Here is a 16,409-nt window from a genome sequence, read left to right as displayed (position 1 = left end):
CGGCTACTTGGTGCCGAAGATGCGGTCGCCCGCGTCGCCGAGACCGGGCAGGATGTACGCGTGATCGTTCAGTTCACGGTCGATCGCGGCCGTGTAGATCGGGACGTCCGGATGCGCCTGCCGGAAGGTCGCGATGCCCTCGGGACAGGAAACGAGGCACACGAACCGGATCGAGCGGGGACGCGCCTCCTTGAGGCGCTCGACCGCCGCGACCGCCGAGTGTCCGGTGGCGAGCATCGGATCGAGCACGATCGCGTCGCGTTCGCGCATGCCCGAGGGCATCTTGAAGTAGTACTCGACCGCGACGAGGGTCTTCGGGTCGCGGTAGAGGCCGATGTGGCCGACGCGCGCGCCCGGCACCACCGACAGGAACCCGTCGAGGAGTCCCATCCCGGCGCGGAGAATCGGCACGAACACGAGCTTCTTGCCGTCGATCAACCTTCCGGTCATCGTCTCGAGCGGCGTCTCGATCTCGACGTCGTGCATCGGCATGTCGCGCGTGACCTCGTAGGCCATCAGCGTGCCGACCTCGGTCAGGAGCCGCCGGAACGACGTCGTGCTCGTCTCCTTCTTGCGGAGCAGCGTCAGCTTGTGCTGGATCAGCGGGTGGTCGAGGACGTGGGGGTGGGCGTTCGTCATGGTCACCTCGAGTGTCAGAAGACGGTGCCGTCGCTGTCGATCGCGAGCGGCGGTTCGCCGCCGCGCAGCCTCGCGGCGGTCTCGCGGCCCGCGGCCCAGGTGCCGCCTTCGAGAATGCAGGCCAGCGGCAGGTCCGGGCGGCCGAGCTTCGCGCGGATGCGCGGCGCGAGTTCGTCGACCAATGCGACCGTCAACGCCCGCCATTCGACCACGAGTTCGCTGCCGACCGCGTGGCGGCGACGGGCATCGGCGGGGTCGCGCAGCGCGAGAACGCCCGTGTCGAGCAGCAGGCCGCCGTTGCGGTACTCGGGCAGCGCGGTCAGCACGTCGCGCCCGACGATGCGCTGAGCGGCGCGCTCGAACGGCTCGAACAGCGAATAGGCGAGCCATTGCGAGAGCTTGTGGAACGGCACGTAGCCCTCCGACACGCCTTCGCCGCCGGCGGACGGATGCGCCCAGGTGTCGCCGAGCGCCACGCCGCCCAGCGAGGCGCCGTTCGGCCAGATGGTGCCGAAGCGTTCGAGCAGCACCGCGAGGAGCGAGGCGGCGGGAACGTCGCCGCCGCGCTCGATGAGCGGCAGGAACGGCAGCGACGGCCGTGCGTCGACCGTGGACAGGCGTCGCAGCAGCGCGGCCCGGCCGTCCAGTCCGACGAGCGGATTCGCCTCGCTCGCCTGGAAGATCGGCGCGAGCGTCGCCGCGTCGATGCGCGCGAGGGCGCGGGCGTCGGCGCGTGCCGGATCGCCGGGCGTTGCCGAGAACGTCCCCGCGAGGAACGCGCGGAAGCTCGCGACCCCGAGCCCCTCGGAACGCGCGTAGCGCCCGCCGGTCTCCTGCTCGACCCAGGTCCAGCGCGCCCCCGCGCCGGCGTCGACGAGCACGCTCGCGATCGTGAGGTCGATGCGCGCCAGCGCCGCCTCGATCGCGCTGCAGCCGTCGAGCGCGCGGTCGAGCACGGCGGCGCGATCGACGCCACCCGCCTCGAAATGGCGCCAGCGGCTGTGGTAGGGAATGACGAGCGACGGATAGCGGCGTCGCGTCACCTCGGCGACGAGGGTCGCGCAGGCTTCGAGCTTCGAGCGATCGACCGCGAGGTGTCGCGTGCGTCCCGCGTCGGCGGCAGCGAGGATGTTCCGGCAACGCTCGCGGATGACGGCCGGATCGCGCAGGACCCCCATCCCGTCGCCGGCCGAATCCGGACTCGACCGGAGCGCCGTCCCGAATTCGCCGCGCCCCCCGCCGTCCGCGCGCCCGGCCCGCCCGGGAGGGATCACAACTCGCGGCCCTTCGTCGCCTTGAGCCGCGCCTCGTCGGGCTTCGCGCCCTCGGTGAAGTAGCCCGCCGCCATCTTCGCGTCCATCTCGACCTTCGCGTCGGCCGGGATGAGGTCGTCGGGAATCGGGACGCGCTCGCCGACCTCGATGCCGCCGCCGACGATCGCGTCGAACTTCATGTTGCTCATCGAGACCAGGCGATGGATGCGCCGGATGCCGAACCAGTGCAGCACGTCGGGCATCAGTTCCTGGAAGCGCATGTCCTGCACGCCCGCGACGCACTCGGTGCGCAGGAAGTAGTTCGACGCCGAGTCGCCGCCCGCCTGCCGCTTGCGCGCGTTGTAGACGAGGAACTTGGTGACCTCGCCCAGCGCGCGACCCTCCTTGCGGCAGTAGACCACGAGCCCCACGCCGCCCGTCTGCGCGCCGCGGATGCACTCCTCGATCGCGTGGGTGAGGTAGGGGCGGCAGGTACAGATGTCGGATCCGAACACGTCGGAGCCGTTGCACTCGTCGTGCACGCGCGCGGTGAGCGTCACCGACGGATCCGCGAGATGCTTCGGATCGCCGAACACGTACGCGGTCTGCCCGCCGATCGGCGGCAGGAACACCTCGAGATCGCTGCGCGTGACGAGTTCCGGGTACATGCCGCCGGTCTCCTCGAACAGCACGCGGCGCAGGTCGCTCTCGACGACGCCGAAGCGCGCGGCGACGCCCGGCAGCCACCACACCGGCTCGATCGCGGCCTTCGTCACGACGGCCCCGCCGTTCGCGAGCAGAATGCGCCCGTCGGCGACGAGGCGCCCCGCGGCCATCGCCGCGTGCACTTCCGGCAGGTCGATGTGCGCCTTCGTCACCGCGATCGTCGGGCGGACGTCGTAGCCGGCGGCGATCTCGTCGGCGAACACCCCGGCCACGACCGCGCCGAACGGATCCATCGAGACGATCTTCGTCGGGTCGCCCCACTGCGGGTACGGGCCGATCGGATCGGTGGGCGCGGTATTGGTGAGATCGGGCTTGTGCCCGCGCACCAGCGCGCCGGCGGCGACCGCGAGCGCGCGGTACACGCCGTAGCTGCCGCTGTGCGTCCCGATGACGTTGCGCTGGCTGCGGTTCGTCGTGCTGCCGACGATCGGTCCGCGCGCCTTCGGGTCGGCACGGCCCCAGTGGATCGGCAGCGCGCCGTACGCACCTTCGACCGGGTGCGAGGTGAGGCGGATGTGCTTGGGCTTGTGGGCGTCGGGCGTCACGGGCGGACCAGCGGAATGCGCATCTTGCACATTATGCGCCACGGTCAATGCCGGTAGCGTCCGTCGGGACGACGGGTCATCGCCTCCGGCCTGAGGGGCTCTCGAAGAGATGGATGGCGTCCGGAGGGAAGGAGACCCGTACCGCGTCTCCCTCTCGAACCGGGGGGCGGTGATCCGAGCGCATCTTGAGCAGTCGATCGCCGACTTCCACGTCGACGATCGTGGTATCCCCGAGATCCTCGACCAGGTAGACGCGCCCCGGGATACCCGTTTCGGCGAGCCGGACCGCGCCCGGACGTACGCCGACGGTCACCTCGCCGTCTGCTCCCGGCTCGAATCCGAGCGGAATGGTATGCCCTGCCACCTGGAGTCCCCCACCGGACACGCGGCCGGGGATGAGGTTCATCGCAGGACTGCCGAGGAATCCCGCAACGACCACGGTAGCGGGACGGGCGAACACCTCCTCCGGCGTTCCGACCTGCACGATCCGCCCTTCGACGAACACCGCGAGGCGATCGGCGATCGTCATCGCCTCCTCCTGGTCGTGCGTCACGTACACGGCGGTCGCTCCCAGCGCGCGCTGCAGCTTGCGCAGCTCGACACGAGTCTCCACGCGCAGCTTCGCGTCGAGATTGGACAGCGGTTCATCCAGCAAGAACAGGCGCGGCTTGCGCACGATGGCGCGCGCCAGCGCACACCTTTGCTGCTGTCCGCCGGAGAGCTGCCCCGGGCGGCGGTCGAGCAGGTGATCGATCCGCACGCGGGCGGCGGCGTCTCGCACCGCCGAAGCGATCTCCGCCTTCGGCACGCCCACCATCCTCAGCGGAAAGGCGATGTTCCCGGCCACGGTCATGTGCGGATACAGCGCATAGCTCTGGAACACCATCGCGACGTCCCGCTCGCCCGGCTCGCGATCGGTCACGTCCTCGCCGTCGACGATCACGCGGCCGGCATCGGCGGTCTCGAGACCCGCGAGGATGCGCAGTGTCGTCGTCTTGCCTGAGCCGGAGGGCCCCAGCAGCGCGAAGAACTCGCCCGGCCGTATCTCGAGATCGATCCCATGCAACGCGGTGAACGTGCCGTGTCGCTTCACGATTCCTTCCAGCGCGACGTGGCCCTTACCGCTCATCGCCGCCCGCCTCCCTTGACCGCTCCCACGGTGAGTCCTTTGACGATGTGGCGCTGGGCGACGAGTCCGAGCACGATCACCGGCGCCATGGCGAGCATCGCCCCGGCGGCGAGGCGCGCCCACTGCGTCTGCTCGACGGAGATGAAGTTGAACATCGCGACCGTCACGGGCCGCACGCGGTTGCCGCCCAGCACGACCGCGAACAGGAACTCGTTCCACGCGTTCAGGAACACGAAGATCGTGGTGACCGCGACGCCCCCGCGCACCTGCGGCAGGATCACGTGCCACAGGGCACGGAGGCGCCCGGCGCGGTCGAGCAGTGCCGCCTCCTCCATCTCCGGTGGAACGTCCTCGAAGTAGGAAACCATCAGCCAGATCGCGAAGGGCAGCGAGAACGTGATGTAGATGACGATCAGCCCTCCGTAAGTGTCGAGGCCGGAGATCTTCTGCAGCACGAGGTAGTAGGGAATGATCAGGCCGACCGGTGGAAGCATCTGGGTGGCAAGCACGTAGAATCCGCCGGCGCGCTTCGCCGGCAGGGTCAGCCGCGCAAGTGCGTACGCCGCCGGAATCGCGAACAGCATCGTCGCGAGGGTCGCCGACCCCGCCACGATCAGGCTCGACGCGAGGTTGGGCAGAATGCTCGAAGACCCGAACATCACGTCGCGATAATTCGCGAGCGTCGGCTCGAAGACCACCAGCGGCGGGTAGGCAAGGACGTCCCGCTCGCTCTTGAACGAAGTGAGCAGGCCCCAGAGCACCGGCACCACCCATGCCGCCATGAACGCGCAGGCGAGCACCAGGAGCGCGAGCGAACGAACGTGTCGTGATGTCATCGCGCGCGCCTCAGCCGGAACATGAGGAGGGACACCGCGGAGGTGATGACGAGCAGCACCACGGCGAGCGCCGAGCCGTAGCCCAGGTTGAGTTCCGAGAACGACGTCCGGTAGGCGTAGAGGTTGAGGATCTCCGTCGCCGTGCCCGGCCCTCCGCCGGTCGCCGCGAAGATCGCGGCGAACGCGGAGAGCGCGGTCATCATGCGCATGATGACGACGATCACGATGGCCGGGCGAATCAGGGGCAGCGTGATGTGCCGGAAGCGCTGCCAGGGCGTCGCCCGGTCGATCCGGGCCGCCTCGAACACGTCCGGCGGAAGGGCCGCCAGGCTGGCGAGGATCACGAGGAACGCGAACGGCGTCCACTGCCAGGTGTGGATCGCGATCACCGAGACGAGCGCGAGCTGCGGATCGCCCAGCCAGTTGCGGCTCTCGAATCCCAGCGCCCGGGCCGCCACATCGACGAGTCCGACGTCGGGAGCGAGCACCAGCGTGCGCCAGAAGAGGCCGACCACGACCGGAGCCAGCACGATGGGCAGGATCGCCGCCACGCGCAGCACCGCCTGCCCGGCGGGAATGCTGAGGACGAGAAGCGCGAGCGACAATCCGATCGCGACCTGCAGCACGACCGTGCTGACCGTGTAGATGCCGGTGAGCACGAGCGAGTTCCAGAACCGCGGATCTCCGGCCATCTGGACGTAGTTGCCGAGCCCCGCGAATCCGGACAGCCACGGCATCGAAAGGTCGATGCGCATGAAGCTCGACCACAGGAGGTAGACGAGCGGCGCCGTCGTCGTCAGCACGAGGACGAGAAAAGCGGGCGCGAAGAGGGCCAGCGCGAAGCGTCGCTCCGCGCCGGCCGCGCGCGCGCCCACGGTCGCTGCGCGGGTCATGGGCCGCCGGACCGCTCCCTTCGAGTCACGCCTTCATGATCTGGTCGATCCGCGCCTGAGCCTCGTCGAGTGCCTCCTTCGGCTTCTTCTGACCGACGAGTGCCGCCTGGACCGCGGTGGCCATGGTGTCGCCGATCGCGGGCCACTGCGGTACGCGTGGCCGCCAGTCGACGTCCGTGTCCTGTTCCAGCGAGTCGAGCGCCGCCTGGACGAAGTTCGCGCCGGAGTCCTTCATCGCGGCGCCGAAATCCGGCGAGCGCCACAGCGAGGTGCGGTTGACGCCGGAACGCTTCGCGGGACCCGAGAACTTCCACGACGTCCGAGCCTGTGTCTCGGCCGAGGCTGCCCAGGTGACGAACAACCAGGTCGCCTTCTTCGCCTTGTCGGACAACGCCGCGTTGATCGGGAAGCCCCAGTTCCAGATCGACGTGACGCGCCTGCCCGAAGGGCCCTTGGGCCAGCGCGCGAAGCCGATCTTGCCGATCACTCTGGACTTCTCCGGATTGTTGAGCACGGCGGCCGACGAGTGTGCATCGATGTACGCGCCCAACGTCCCTTGCGAGAACGCATCCGCGATGTCGGGCCAGTTCCAGTTGCGCACTGCCGCCGGGGCATACTTCGTCAGGCCATCGACATACCAGACCAGCGCGTCGACGGCCTGCGGCGAATTGACCTTGATCGCGCTCCCGGCGAACCACTGTCCGCCGTAGCCGCGGAAGATCGACGGGTAGATGTACATGTTCTGCCCGGCGCCGGCGAAACCGCGCAGCGCCATCCCGCTCATGCGGTTCCCCGGGTCGTTGAGCGCGGCTGCGTTCTTCAGGTAGTCGTCGAACGTCTCGGCGGGCTTCAGCCCCTTCGCGTCGTAGAGATCCTTGCGATAGACCTGCACCGTGACTTCGCCGTCGTACGGCATCCCGTAGGGCTTTCCGTCGATGGACGCCGCGTCGCGCCATGCCTTCAGGATGTCGCCGTAGTTGAACCACGCCGCGTCCGTCAGCGTGGGGTCGCCGAGATATCGGTCGAGCGGATCGACCCATTTGTTGGCGACATAGAGCGGGTAGTACATCGGATCGGTCGCCGATGTCGCATACGTCGCCGTCTTCGACGAGAGGTCGAGCATCGCCTTCTGCCTGATCTGTCCCGGGGGGACCTTCTCGAAGCGCACCTTCACGCCGGTCAGCGCCTCGAACTGAGGGGCGATCGCGATCAGGTTGTCGAAGTAGGAGGCTGGGATCACCGCCACCGTGATCTCGGCACCCTCCGCCTGCCGCCAATTGACCTTCGCCGACTGCCATGGGCCCAAGTCGGCCGCCTGCGCGTGCGCGAAGCGCGCGACCCACGGCGCTCCGACGGTGGCGGCACCGATGGCGGCGCCTTGCGCGATCCACCGGCGGCGTGACACCTTCGCCGGTCCTTTCGACTCTCGTTGGTCCATCGGATCCTCCTCGGGGTGGGGCGCTCGTGGGTCATGCCGCGTCGCGGCATCGCGTCAGGTCGCCGGTCGGTCCGGCGGCGTGGGGTCGACATAGGGGAACCGGGCGCGCGGCTTGGCGCCGACTGCGCCCGTCGCCGTTGCGGGGCGCACGAAACGCCTGGCATCTCCCGCGCGCGCCTCGAAGTTCCATTCGGGGAAAGCACCTGACTCGAGCGCGAGCTCGCGCAGGAACAGGCGCCGCTTCTGGCTCGCGCGAATCCGGCCATCCACCTCAACCGGATCCCAGTCCGCGAGAACGCGCGAACGCAGCGCTTTCTCGAGATCGGCTACCGCAGGATCGCCGGCGCGATTGTGGAGTTCCCGCGGATCCTGCGCCAAATCGAACATGAGAGGCGGAAGACCGCTCGTGTACACGTACTTCCAGTTGTCGCGGCGTACCATGCGCGACGGCGCGATCACTCCCTCCGACGAATACTCGGACACCGCCTCGCGGCCGGCGCCGTCTGTGCGTCCGTCGAGCAAGTCCACGAGGCTGCGCCCGGCCAGCGGATCGACCGGCACGACCGCGGCACCCGCGCTCGAAGCCAGCTCGAGGAACGTGGGCAGGAGGTCGACGAGCGACGTCACCGCGCCGCTTCGGCGTGGCGCCGCACCAGGGGCGCGCACCACGAGCGGTACGCGTACTGAAGGTTCGTAGAACGTCTGCTTGTACCACATGCCCCGCTCGCCGAGCATCTCGCCATGGTCCGCGCAGAACACCACCACCGCCTCGCTGCCCAGCCCCGAGCGGTCGAGGGCTTCGAGCACCGCGCCGATCCTGCCATCGACGTAGCTCACCATCGCGTAGTACGCGCGGCGCGCGGCGCGCACGTGCTCCGCGGTGACCGTGTGTCGGTCCTGCCCGTGCGCGACGTACAGCCATCGGCTGTGCGGGTCGAGCGCTTCGAACGGTATCGGAGGCACCCGCGGAGCATCGATGGCGGCGTCCTCGTAGAGATCCCATTCGTCCTGCCGTGCGACGAACGGCGGATGCGGGTGCGTGAACGACACGATCAGGAAGAACGGGGCCACCTTCTCCCGCGCGAGATCGTAGATCTTCTGAACTGCGACGTGCGCGACTTCCTCGTCGTAGTCGATCTGCATGTTGCGCAGACAGGGTCCCGCGTCCACCACGTGGCCCATGCCCACCCCGGTGGGCCGGTACTGCGGGCCGCGGGACCAGTCGGGCACCCAGAGGAAGTCGGCGGGGTAGATATCGGTCGTGAGCCGTTCGTCGAATCCGTGGAGCTGATCCGGGCCGACGAAATGCATCTTTCCGGCGAGGATCGCCCGGTATCCTGCCGCGCGCAGGTAGTGGGCCATCGTCGGAATCTCCGACGGAAACTCGCACGCGTTGTCCCAAGCACCGATGGCGTGCGGCATTCGGCCCGACAGCATCGAGAATCGCGACGGTGCGCAGATGGGAGAGTTGCAGTACGCCGCGTCGAAAACGACCCCTTCCGCCGCGAGGCGCGACAACGCCGGCGCCTGCGTGACCGGATGGCCGTGGAAGGGCAACGCGAAAGGCGTGAGCTGGTCGGCCATCAGCAGCACGACGTTCGGAGGCGCGGTACGCGTCATGCAGCCGCCTACTCGAGCTTGATGTCGGCGGCTCGCATCACCGCGGTCCAGCGTTTCACGTCGGCCGCGAAACGCTGCGCGAACTCCGCCGGGGCACCGGTGATCGGCAACATGCCGCGATCGACGAGCTGCTGCGCCACCCCGGGCGTCTTCACGACCTTCGTGATCTCGACATTCAGAATCTGCACAACCTCGGCCGGCGTGCGCGACGGCGCAAACACCCCCAACCATTGGCCAGCCTCGTATCGAGGCAGCCCGGACTCCATCACCGTCGGCACGTCGGGCAGCGCCGGGAAGCGTGCGGACGCGGTGACGGCGAGCGGACGAACCTGCCCGCTCTTGATCTGCGGCATCGCCACCGGGATGGTCGCGAACATCACGGCGAGCCGTCCGCCGATCAGGTCGTTCATCGCGGGCGTCCGGCTGTAGGGCACGTGCAGCATCCGCACGTCCGCCGTCTGGGCGAAGAGTTCGCTGAAGAGATGGGCAGGGCTGCCGATGCCCGGAGTTCCGTACGCGATCTCGCCGGGCCTCGCCTTCGCGGCCGCGATCAGATCGCTCACCGACCTGAGCGACGACGACGACGCGACGACGATCACGTTGCTCGTGTCGGCTATCGGCGCGACGGGAGCGAGGTCCTTCTGCGGGTCGAACGAAAGCTTGCGCGCGCCCGCGACGTCGATCGCGAGCGAGCTCGTCGCCATGAGGAGCGTATGTCCATCGGGCGCCGCCTTCGCCACCTGCTCGGCACCGAGCGTCCCGGCGGCGCCGGGCACGTTCTCCACGACCACCGACTGGCCCAGCACTTTGGTGAGCGCCTCAGCGAGGATGCGTCCGCCGCTGTCGACCAGGCCACCCGGCGCCCAGGGGACGACCAGCCGGATCGTTCGCGACGGAAAGTCGCGCGCAAACGCCCGGCCGCTCGCGAGCGCGAGTCCGCCAATGGCCATCGCGCCCAGGACTCGGCGGCGGGCGCCGTCCGGCCTTCGGGACGTCATCGCGAACCCCGCGTCGTCGGTATGGCGGCGAACGGGCTGCAACCGGATGCGTCGTTCGCGTCGTCCGCCTGCTTGAGGAGGAAATCGGGAAACGAGCCTCCGGCGTCCGCCACGCCGAGATCGAACAGCCGCTTGACGACGTCCGGATGCCTTTCGGCGAGATTCTGCGCATCCGGGGCCGGCCGTGGCGAATCGTGCAGAAAGGCCCCTCGCCCATTGATTTTGGCGTTGAACCACCAGTCATCGTCGATGACCGTCATCGCGCTGCCCCACCCGATGGTCACGTGGTCGCGCGCGGCGGGCGCGCCGTCGAACGCGGTCTTCCAGAACGAAAGTCCATCGATGGGCGCCGGCGGCGTCACTCCCGTCGCCTCGAGGAGCGTCGCCGAGATGTCGTGGTGCTGCACGAAGGCGTCGCACACCGTGCCCGCGCCCTTCTGCTGCGGATGGCGCACGAGCAGCGGGACCTCGTAGCTCTCGGGATCGGACGGGTATCCGCGCTTGCCGATGTAGCCGCGGCGCTCCCACATGCTGTGGCCGTGGTCGGAGGTGACGACCACGAGCGTCTCGTCGAGCAGGCCGGTTACGCGCAACGTCTCGATCAGGTGTCCGAACCACCGATCGCACATCTCGACCAGCCCCTGATAGTTTGCGCGCGTGCGCTTCACGAGGTCCGGCGGCAGCCAGGGCATCTCGGCATAGGGGGAGATCACCTGTTCGCGACCGTTGCCGTCGTCGTACTTGCGCCGGTAGTGCTCCGGCACGAACCACGGCTCGTGCGGGTCGAACGACTCGACGGTGAGGAACATCCGCCCAGCGTCGAGGTTCTGCTCGAGCCAGCGCGCCGACTCCTGCATCACCTGCGCGTTGAACCACTGCTCTTCGCGGACACGATCGCGCATGTTGAGGAGAATGCGGCTCGAGAACCATGCAGCGCCGAAGCCAGGCTGCTCGAGGCCCGTGGCCTTGCCGCGCAGTTCCTGCAGCTCTCGGGGCACCCAATGGTCGATCTCCTCCTGCGAGGGCCACGGCCCGCTGCGTGCGGCATCGGCCTCCTGTCCGCGAATGAAGCTCCACTGGTGGAAGCCACGCCAGAAGTTCTTGGACGGTTTGAACTCGTGATAGAGGTCGGAGACGAGGCCGGTGCGGAAGTGCGCCTGCTCGAAGATCTCGGCGAGCGTGGACTGGTGCTCCGGAATCGGGCCCCAGCCAGGCGCGATGCCCACGAAGTCGCCCTTGATGTGGCGGAAATCTCCGTCGCGGAAAGGATAGGTCCGGCGCCCCGTATAGATGGTGCGGCGCGCGCACAGTGTCGGCAACGCCTCCGGATACGCGCGGTCGAAGCGCACGGCTTCCTTCGCAAAAGCGTCGAGGTGCGGTGTCGCGATCGCGCCCCACGGCGGCGGTGTGCCGTAGCACCCGACGGCGTCCCGGCGCAGCGTATCGAAGATGACGAGCACAACATGCTTGACGGGGGCGGACATGTCCTTGCTTCTCCGGCGCGTGGATGTATTCGTTTACATAAGGATTGCGGCTTTCCGGTTAGCTGTCAATCCTGCACAGCAGCATCCCGCGCTGCAGGGCGGCCGACCGGACTTGCAATCGATTTCGTCGCGCGTATGCTCACCACCATGAAGAACGACCCGTCCGACACGCTGCCACGCCCCGCCGAGCCGCCCCCGCGCTCGAGCGCCCGGGACGTCGCGCGCCTCGCGGGCGTGTCGACGGCCACCGTCTCACGTGCGCTCAATCTGCCCGGCCAAGTCGATCCGGACACGCGGGAACGCGTCCGGCAGGCGATCGACAAGCTCCGATACGTGCCGCACGGCGCTGCCCGCGCGCTGCGCAGCCAGCGCACGCAGATGGTGGGCGCCGTGGTGCCCTCCTTCGATTACGCGCTGTATGCGCGCACGACCAGCGCGCTGCAACGTTCGCTGGACGAGCGCGGATACTCGCTCGTGCTCGCCGCCCACCATTACGATCTCGCCACCGAGGTTCGGGTCACCGAGCAACTCATCACGCATGGCGTCGATGCGTTCGCGTTCGTGGGTCTCGACCACGACCCCGCGCTCTTCCGTCTGCTGGACGACTACGGTCGCCCCTACGTCCTGACTTGGGGCGTCGACCCGTCCGGGCGCCATCCGTCCATCGGTTTCGACAATCACGCAGCCGCGTTCGCCGTGACGGAACACCTGCTGAAGCTTGGACACCGGCACGTGGGGCTCGTCAGCGCTCCGTTGGCCGGTAACGACCGTGCACGTGAACGGGGCGCAGGGGTGCGCGCTGCGCTCGCTGCGCGCAGGCTCGCGCTGGACCCCCGAAACGTCCGATTCGCCGCGATCTCGCTCCCGGCAGCCCACGCCGCGGTTGAAAGTATGCTCGCGCAGGAGGAACGCCCGACCGCCGTCGTTGCGACCAACGACGTGCTTGCGGTCGGCGCCATGCTCGCCTGCCGCGAGGCGGGCGTCCGCATTCCCGAAGACATCTCGATCACCGGGGTGGACAACACCGACCTCGGTGCGACGCAGACCCCTCCGTTGACGAGCGTACGCACTCCGATCGTGGAAATCGGAAGCGCAGCCGCGCTTCAACTCATCGCCCGCCTGGAGGGTGCCGCTCCACCATTGCACCAGGTGCTGCCGTTCGAGGTCGTGGTCCGCGGCAGCACGAGCCCGCCCCCCAGCGCTGCGCGGAGACGCGACAGCCGCGGTCAGCGCTCGCCCTTGCGATAGGGCTTCATCAACGCCTGCGGATAGCTCGCCCGGCGCGCGACCGCGACGAGCGCGACGATCGACAGCACGTAGGGCACCATCAGCCACACCTGGTAGGGCAGCGCTCCCGCGTCGGCCTGCTGCAGACGCAGCTGCATCGCGTCGAAGAACGCGAACAAGAGCGCGCCGGCGAGCGCCTTCCCCGGCCGCCAGCCGGCGAACACGACGAGCGCGACGCAAATCCACCCGCGTCCGTTGATCATGTTGAAGAAGAACGAGTTGAACGCGGAGAGCGTGAGGAACGCGCCGCCGACGCCCATCAGCGCGCTTCCGGCCGCGACCGCCCCGATGCGCAGCGCGTAGACCGACAGTCCCTGCCCTTCCGCCGCGGCCGGATTCTCGCCGACCGTGCGCAGCGCGAGTCCGAGCGGTGTTCGGTGGAGCACCCACGCCACCAGCGGCACGAGCGCGATCGCGGCGAGCGTCAACGGCGTCTGTGCGGCGAGCACCGGTACGCCGAGCCAGGCCATTTCGGCGAACGGCTCGATCGTCGGCGGCGTCGACACGTTGGGAAAGCTCACGCGGTACGCGAAATACGCGACGCTCGTCGCGAACATCGTGATCGCGAGGCCGGACACGTGCTGCGAGAGCGCGAGCGGAACGGTCAAGAGGCCGTGCAGCAGGCCGAACAGCGCGCCGGTGCCCGCCGCCACCGCGACGCCGGTCCACAGGCCGGCGCCCGCATGCACGGCCAGCCACCCGGCGAAGGCGCCGGCGACCATGATGCCCTCGATGCCGAGGTTCAGCACGCCGGAGCGCTCGCACAGGAGCACGCCCAGCGTTCCGAACAGGAGCGGCGTCGCGATGCGCAGCACGGCCGACCAGAAGTCGGCGTTCAGCAGCATCGAGGCGAGCGCGTCGGCCATCAGCGCCAGCGGATCCTGTAGCGCACGGTCAGCGTCGCGACGAGCATCGCGATCAGCGCGACCGCGACGATGACGTCGGCGATGTAGGTCGGCACCGCCACCGCGCGGCTCATGCTGTCCGCGCCGACCAGCACGCCGGCCACGAACACCGCGGCGGCGACGACGCCGAGCGGGTTCAGGCCGGCGAGCATCGCAATGACGATGCCGGTGTAACCGTAGCCCGGCGACATGTCGAGCGTCACGTATCCGGTGCGTCCCGCCACTTCGATGGCGCCGGCGAGGCCCGCGGCCGCGCCGGACGCGAGCGCGACGAGGATGAGCGTGCGCGTGACCGGCACGCCGGCGAACTTCGCGGCGCGCGGGTTCGCGCCGACCGAGCGCACCTCGAAGCCGAAGGTCGTGGCGCGCAGCACGATCCAGGCGAGGGACGCGAACGCGATGGCGATCAGCAGCCCGGCGTGCACGCGGGTGCGCGCGAGGAGCTTCGGCAGCTCCAGTTCCTCGCGCAGCGCGACGCTCTGCGGCCAGCCCATCGCCGTCGGATCCTTCATCGGGCCGTCGAGCATCATCGACACGAACAGGAGCACGATGAAGTTCAGGAGCAGCGTCGTCACGACCTCGTCGACGCCGAAACGCGTCTTGGCGAACGCCGGCAGCACCATCAGCAGTGCACCGACCAGGGCGGCCGCCGCGAACATCGCGACGAACAGGACCGCCGGGGGCAGGTCGAAGCCGCTGCCGCCGTGCAGGCCCCCGATCGCGACGGCGGCGAGCGCACCCGCGTAGAGCTGGCCTTCCGCGCCGATGTTGTACAGATGCGCACGGAACGCGATCGCGGCCGCGAGGCCGGTCAGGATGAGCGGCGTCGCGCGCGTGAGCGTCTCGGCCCAGGCGAAGCGCGAGCCGAAGCCGCCCTCGAAGATGAGCGCGTAGGTGCGTGCGACCGGCGCCCCGGCCCAGGCGACGAACAGCGCCGCGACGACGAGCGTGAACGCGATCGCGGCGAACGGGGCGGCGAGCGCCATGCCCGCCGAGGCGCTCGAGCGCGGCTCAAGCCGCATCGCGCGCTCCCTCGCCGGCCATCGCGAGTCCGAGCCCGGCGAGCGTCCAGTCCCGGGAGGGCCGCGCGGGGGTGAGCCGGCCCGCGTGGAGCACCGCGATCCGGTCGGCGAGCACGAGGATCTCGTCCAGGTCCTCGGACACGAGCAGCACCGCCGCGCCACGCGCGCAGGCGTCGAGCAGGTGCTGGTGCACCCAGGCGACCGCGCCGGCGTCGAGGCCCCAGGTGGGCTGGCTCGCGACGATCAGCGCGGGCAGGAACGCGTCGGGCTTCGCGGCGCCGCCGGAGAGTGCGCGCCCGACGATCAGCTTCTGCATGTTGCCGCCGGAGAGCAATCGCACCGGCGTGTCGATGCCGCCGCCGCGCACGTCGTACCGGTCGACGAGCCCGCGGGCGTAGGCGCGGGATGCGCGCCGTCGTACGACGCCCGCGCTCGCGAACGGCCGCCGGTAGCGCTCGGCGATCGCGTTCTCCCAGACCGGCATTTCGCCGATCGTGCCGACCTCGCGGCGGTCGTCGGGGATGCGCGCCACGCCCGCCGCGATCCACGCGCGCGGGTCCGCGGCGAGCGCGGCGCCGCCGAGCGACACGCTGCCCGCGTCGGCCGCGCGCATGCCGCACAGGAGGTCGACCAGCGCGGACTGGCCGTTGCCGGCCACGCCCGCGACGGCGGTAATCTCGCCGGCGTGGAGCGCGAGCGAGACGTCGTCGAGGCGCTGACCGCGCTGTTCGCCGCGCATCGTCACGTGATCGATCACGCACACGGCGCCGCCGCGCGCACGCGGCTTCGCGCTCGGCGGCGGGATCGCGCGCCCGACCATCAGTTCGGCGAGCGCGGCCTTGGAGGTCGCCCGCGCCGGCAGCGTCGCGGCGAGCTTGCCCGCGCGCAGCACCGCGATGCGGTCGGAGACGCGCAGCACCTCGTCCAGCTTGTGGCTGATGAAGATCACCGACACGCCGGTGTCGACCATGCCGCGCAGCGTCGCGAACAGCCGCTCGCTCTCCTGCGGCGTCAGCATCGCCGTCGGTTCGTCGAGGATCAGGACGCGCGCGTCCCGGTAGAGCGCCTTCAGGATCTCGACGCGCTGTCGCTCGCCGACCGAAAGACGCGCGACGCGCGCGTCGGGATCGACCGCGAGCCCGAAGCGCTCTGCCGTCGCCACGAGGCGCGCGCGCGCCTCGCGCCGCCGCGACACCGGCCGCCACAGCGGCTCGGTGCCGAGCGTCACGTTGTCGAGGACCGACAGGTTGTCCGCCAGCGTCGAGTGCTGGTGGACCATGCCGATGCCCGCCGCGATCGCGGCGGCGGGATCGCCCGGCGGCAGCCTCGCCCCGAACGCGTCGATCGTGCCTTCGTCGGCGACGTAGTGCCCGAACAGGATCGAGACGAGCGTCGACTTGCCCGCGCCGTTCTCGCCCAGCAGCGCCAGGATCTCCCCCGGCGCGAGATCGAGCGAGACGGCGTCGTTGGCGACGAGCGCGCCGAAGCGCTTGGTGATGCGAGACAGCGTCAGGGCGGGCGTCGACATCGCATGCCTCGGGTGCGCGGCACCCGCCCGCTCCCCGGGTACGCGGCGGCTGCCGGGTACCGGGGGTGGGCCACGGCCGCCGGCGCCCGCGGGAGCGGGCCGCGCG

Annotated in this window: 14 protein-coding genes; 1 reads left to right on the top strand and 13 read right to left on the bottom strand. The window is 69.8% G+C overall.

Annotation, left to right across the window (positions count from 1 at the left end; genetic code table 11):
- Nucleotides 1-3: 3 nt before the first annotated feature.
- From upp to HS109_07180, 10 genes are all read right to left on the bottom strand, one after another.
- On the bottom strand, nt 4-639 hold the full coding sequence (gene upp / locus HS109_07225) for a uracil phosphoribosyltransferase (GenBank protein ID MBE7522161.1): 636 nt from the start codon (nt 637-639) through the stop codon (nt 4-6).
- A gap of 14 nt (nt 640-653) precedes the next feature.
- A complete protein-coding gene (locus HS109_07220) occupies nt 654-1,817 on the bottom strand; it encodes a DUF1688 family protein (protein ID MBE7522160.1) in 1,164 nt (387 codons plus the stop codon).
- A gap of 92 nt (nt 1,818-1,909) precedes the next feature.
- Entirely contained in the window at nt 1,910-3,163 is a 1,254-nt protein-coding gene (locus HS109_07215) for a GTP cyclohydrolase II (protein ID MBE7522159.1), read from the bottom strand.
- Nucleotides 3,164-3,239: 76 nt separating this feature from the next.
- Nucleotides 3,240-4,292, bottom strand: a complete 1,053-nt coding sequence (locus HS109_07210; protein ID MBE7522158.1) for an ABC transporter ATP-binding protein — start codon at nt 4,290-4,292, stop codon at nt 3,240-3,242.
- The gene (locus tag HS109_07205) at nt 4,289-5,128 is read right to left on the bottom strand and encodes a carbohydrate ABC transporter permease (protein MBE7522157.1); all 840 of its coding nucleotides are present in this window, start codon (nt 5,126-5,128) and stop codon (nt 4,289-4,291) included. The genes HS109_07210 and HS109_07205 overlap by 4 nt, the downstream gene beginning before the upstream one ends.
- The gene (locus HS109_07200; GenBank protein MBE7522156.1) at nt 5,125-6,021 is read right to left on the bottom strand and encodes a sugar ABC transporter permease; all 897 of its coding nucleotides are present in this window, start codon (nt 6,019-6,021) and stop codon (nt 5,125-5,127) included. Before HS109_07200 ends, HS109_07205 begins: the two co-directional genes overlap by 4 nt.
- A 25-nt stretch (nt 6,022-6,046) precedes the next feature.
- Complete coding sequence (locus tag HS109_07195) at nt 6,047-7,459, bottom strand: sugar ABC transporter substrate-binding protein (GenBank protein MBE7522155.1); 1,413 nt, start codon at nt 7,457-7,459, stop codon at nt 6,047-6,049.
- A 54-nt stretch (nt 7,460-7,513) separates the two neighbouring features.
- The gene (gene betC / locus HS109_07190) at nt 7,514-9,079 is read right to left on the bottom strand and encodes a choline-sulfatase (protein ID MBE7522154.1); all 1,566 of its coding nucleotides are present in this window, start codon (nt 9,077-9,079) and stop codon (nt 7,514-7,516) included.
- 8 nt (nt 9,080-9,087) lie between these two features.
- Complete coding sequence (locus tag HS109_07185) at nt 9,088-10,029, bottom strand: tripartite tricarboxylate transporter substrate binding protein (GenBank protein MBE7522153.1); 942 nt, start codon at nt 10,027-10,029, stop codon at nt 9,088-9,090.
- A 44-nt stretch (nt 10,030-10,073) separates the two neighbouring features.
- Complete coding sequence (locus HS109_07180) at nt 10,074-11,561, bottom strand: sulfatase (GenBank protein MBE7522152.1); 1,488 nt, start codon at nt 11,559-11,561, stop codon at nt 10,074-10,076.
- A gap of 147 nt (nt 11,562-11,708) precedes the next feature.
- On the opposite strand from HS109_07180, the gene HS109_07175 reads away from it, so the two are divergent.
- Nucleotides 11,709-12,809 (top strand): LacI family DNA-binding transcriptional regulator, encoded by a 1,101-nt coding sequence (locus tag HS109_07175; protein MBE7522151.1) that lies wholly within the window; start codon nt 11,709-11,711, stop codon nt 12,807-12,809.
- Here the strand turns inward: HS109_07175 and HS109_07170 are convergent.
- From HS109_07170 to HS109_07160, 3 genes are read right to left on the bottom strand one after another with little or no spacing between them, the layout of a single operon-like run.
- Nucleotides 12,788-13,714: an ABC transporter permease gene (locus HS109_07170; GenBank protein ID MBE7522150.1), complete on the bottom strand. Its 927-nt coding sequence runs from the start codon at nt 13,712-13,714 to the stop codon at nt 12,788-12,790. The genes HS109_07175 and HS109_07170 overlap by 22 nt on opposite strands.
- Nucleotides 13,714-14,775: an ABC transporter permease gene (locus HS109_07165; protein ID MBE7522149.1), complete on the bottom strand. Its 1,062-nt coding sequence runs from the start codon at nt 14,773-14,775 to the stop codon at nt 13,714-13,716. The genes HS109_07170 and HS109_07165 overlap by 1 nt, the downstream gene beginning before the upstream one ends.
- Nucleotides 14,765-16,303: an ABC transporter ATP-binding protein gene (locus HS109_07160; protein MBE7522148.1), complete on the bottom strand. Its 1,539-nt coding sequence runs from the start codon at nt 16,301-16,303 to the stop codon at nt 14,765-14,767. Before HS109_07160 ends, HS109_07165 begins: the two co-directional genes overlap by 11 nt.
- Nucleotides 16,304-16,409 lie beyond the last annotated feature (106 nt).

The sequence above is a fragment of the Burkholderiales bacterium genome, assembly GCA_015075645.1.
Lineage (GTDB): Bacteria > Pseudomonadota > Gammaproteobacteria > Burkholderiales > Casimicrobiaceae > VBCG01.
The sequence above is the reverse complement of the archived record's forward strand: the minus strand, read 5'-3'. Positions and strand labels throughout refer to the sequence as shown.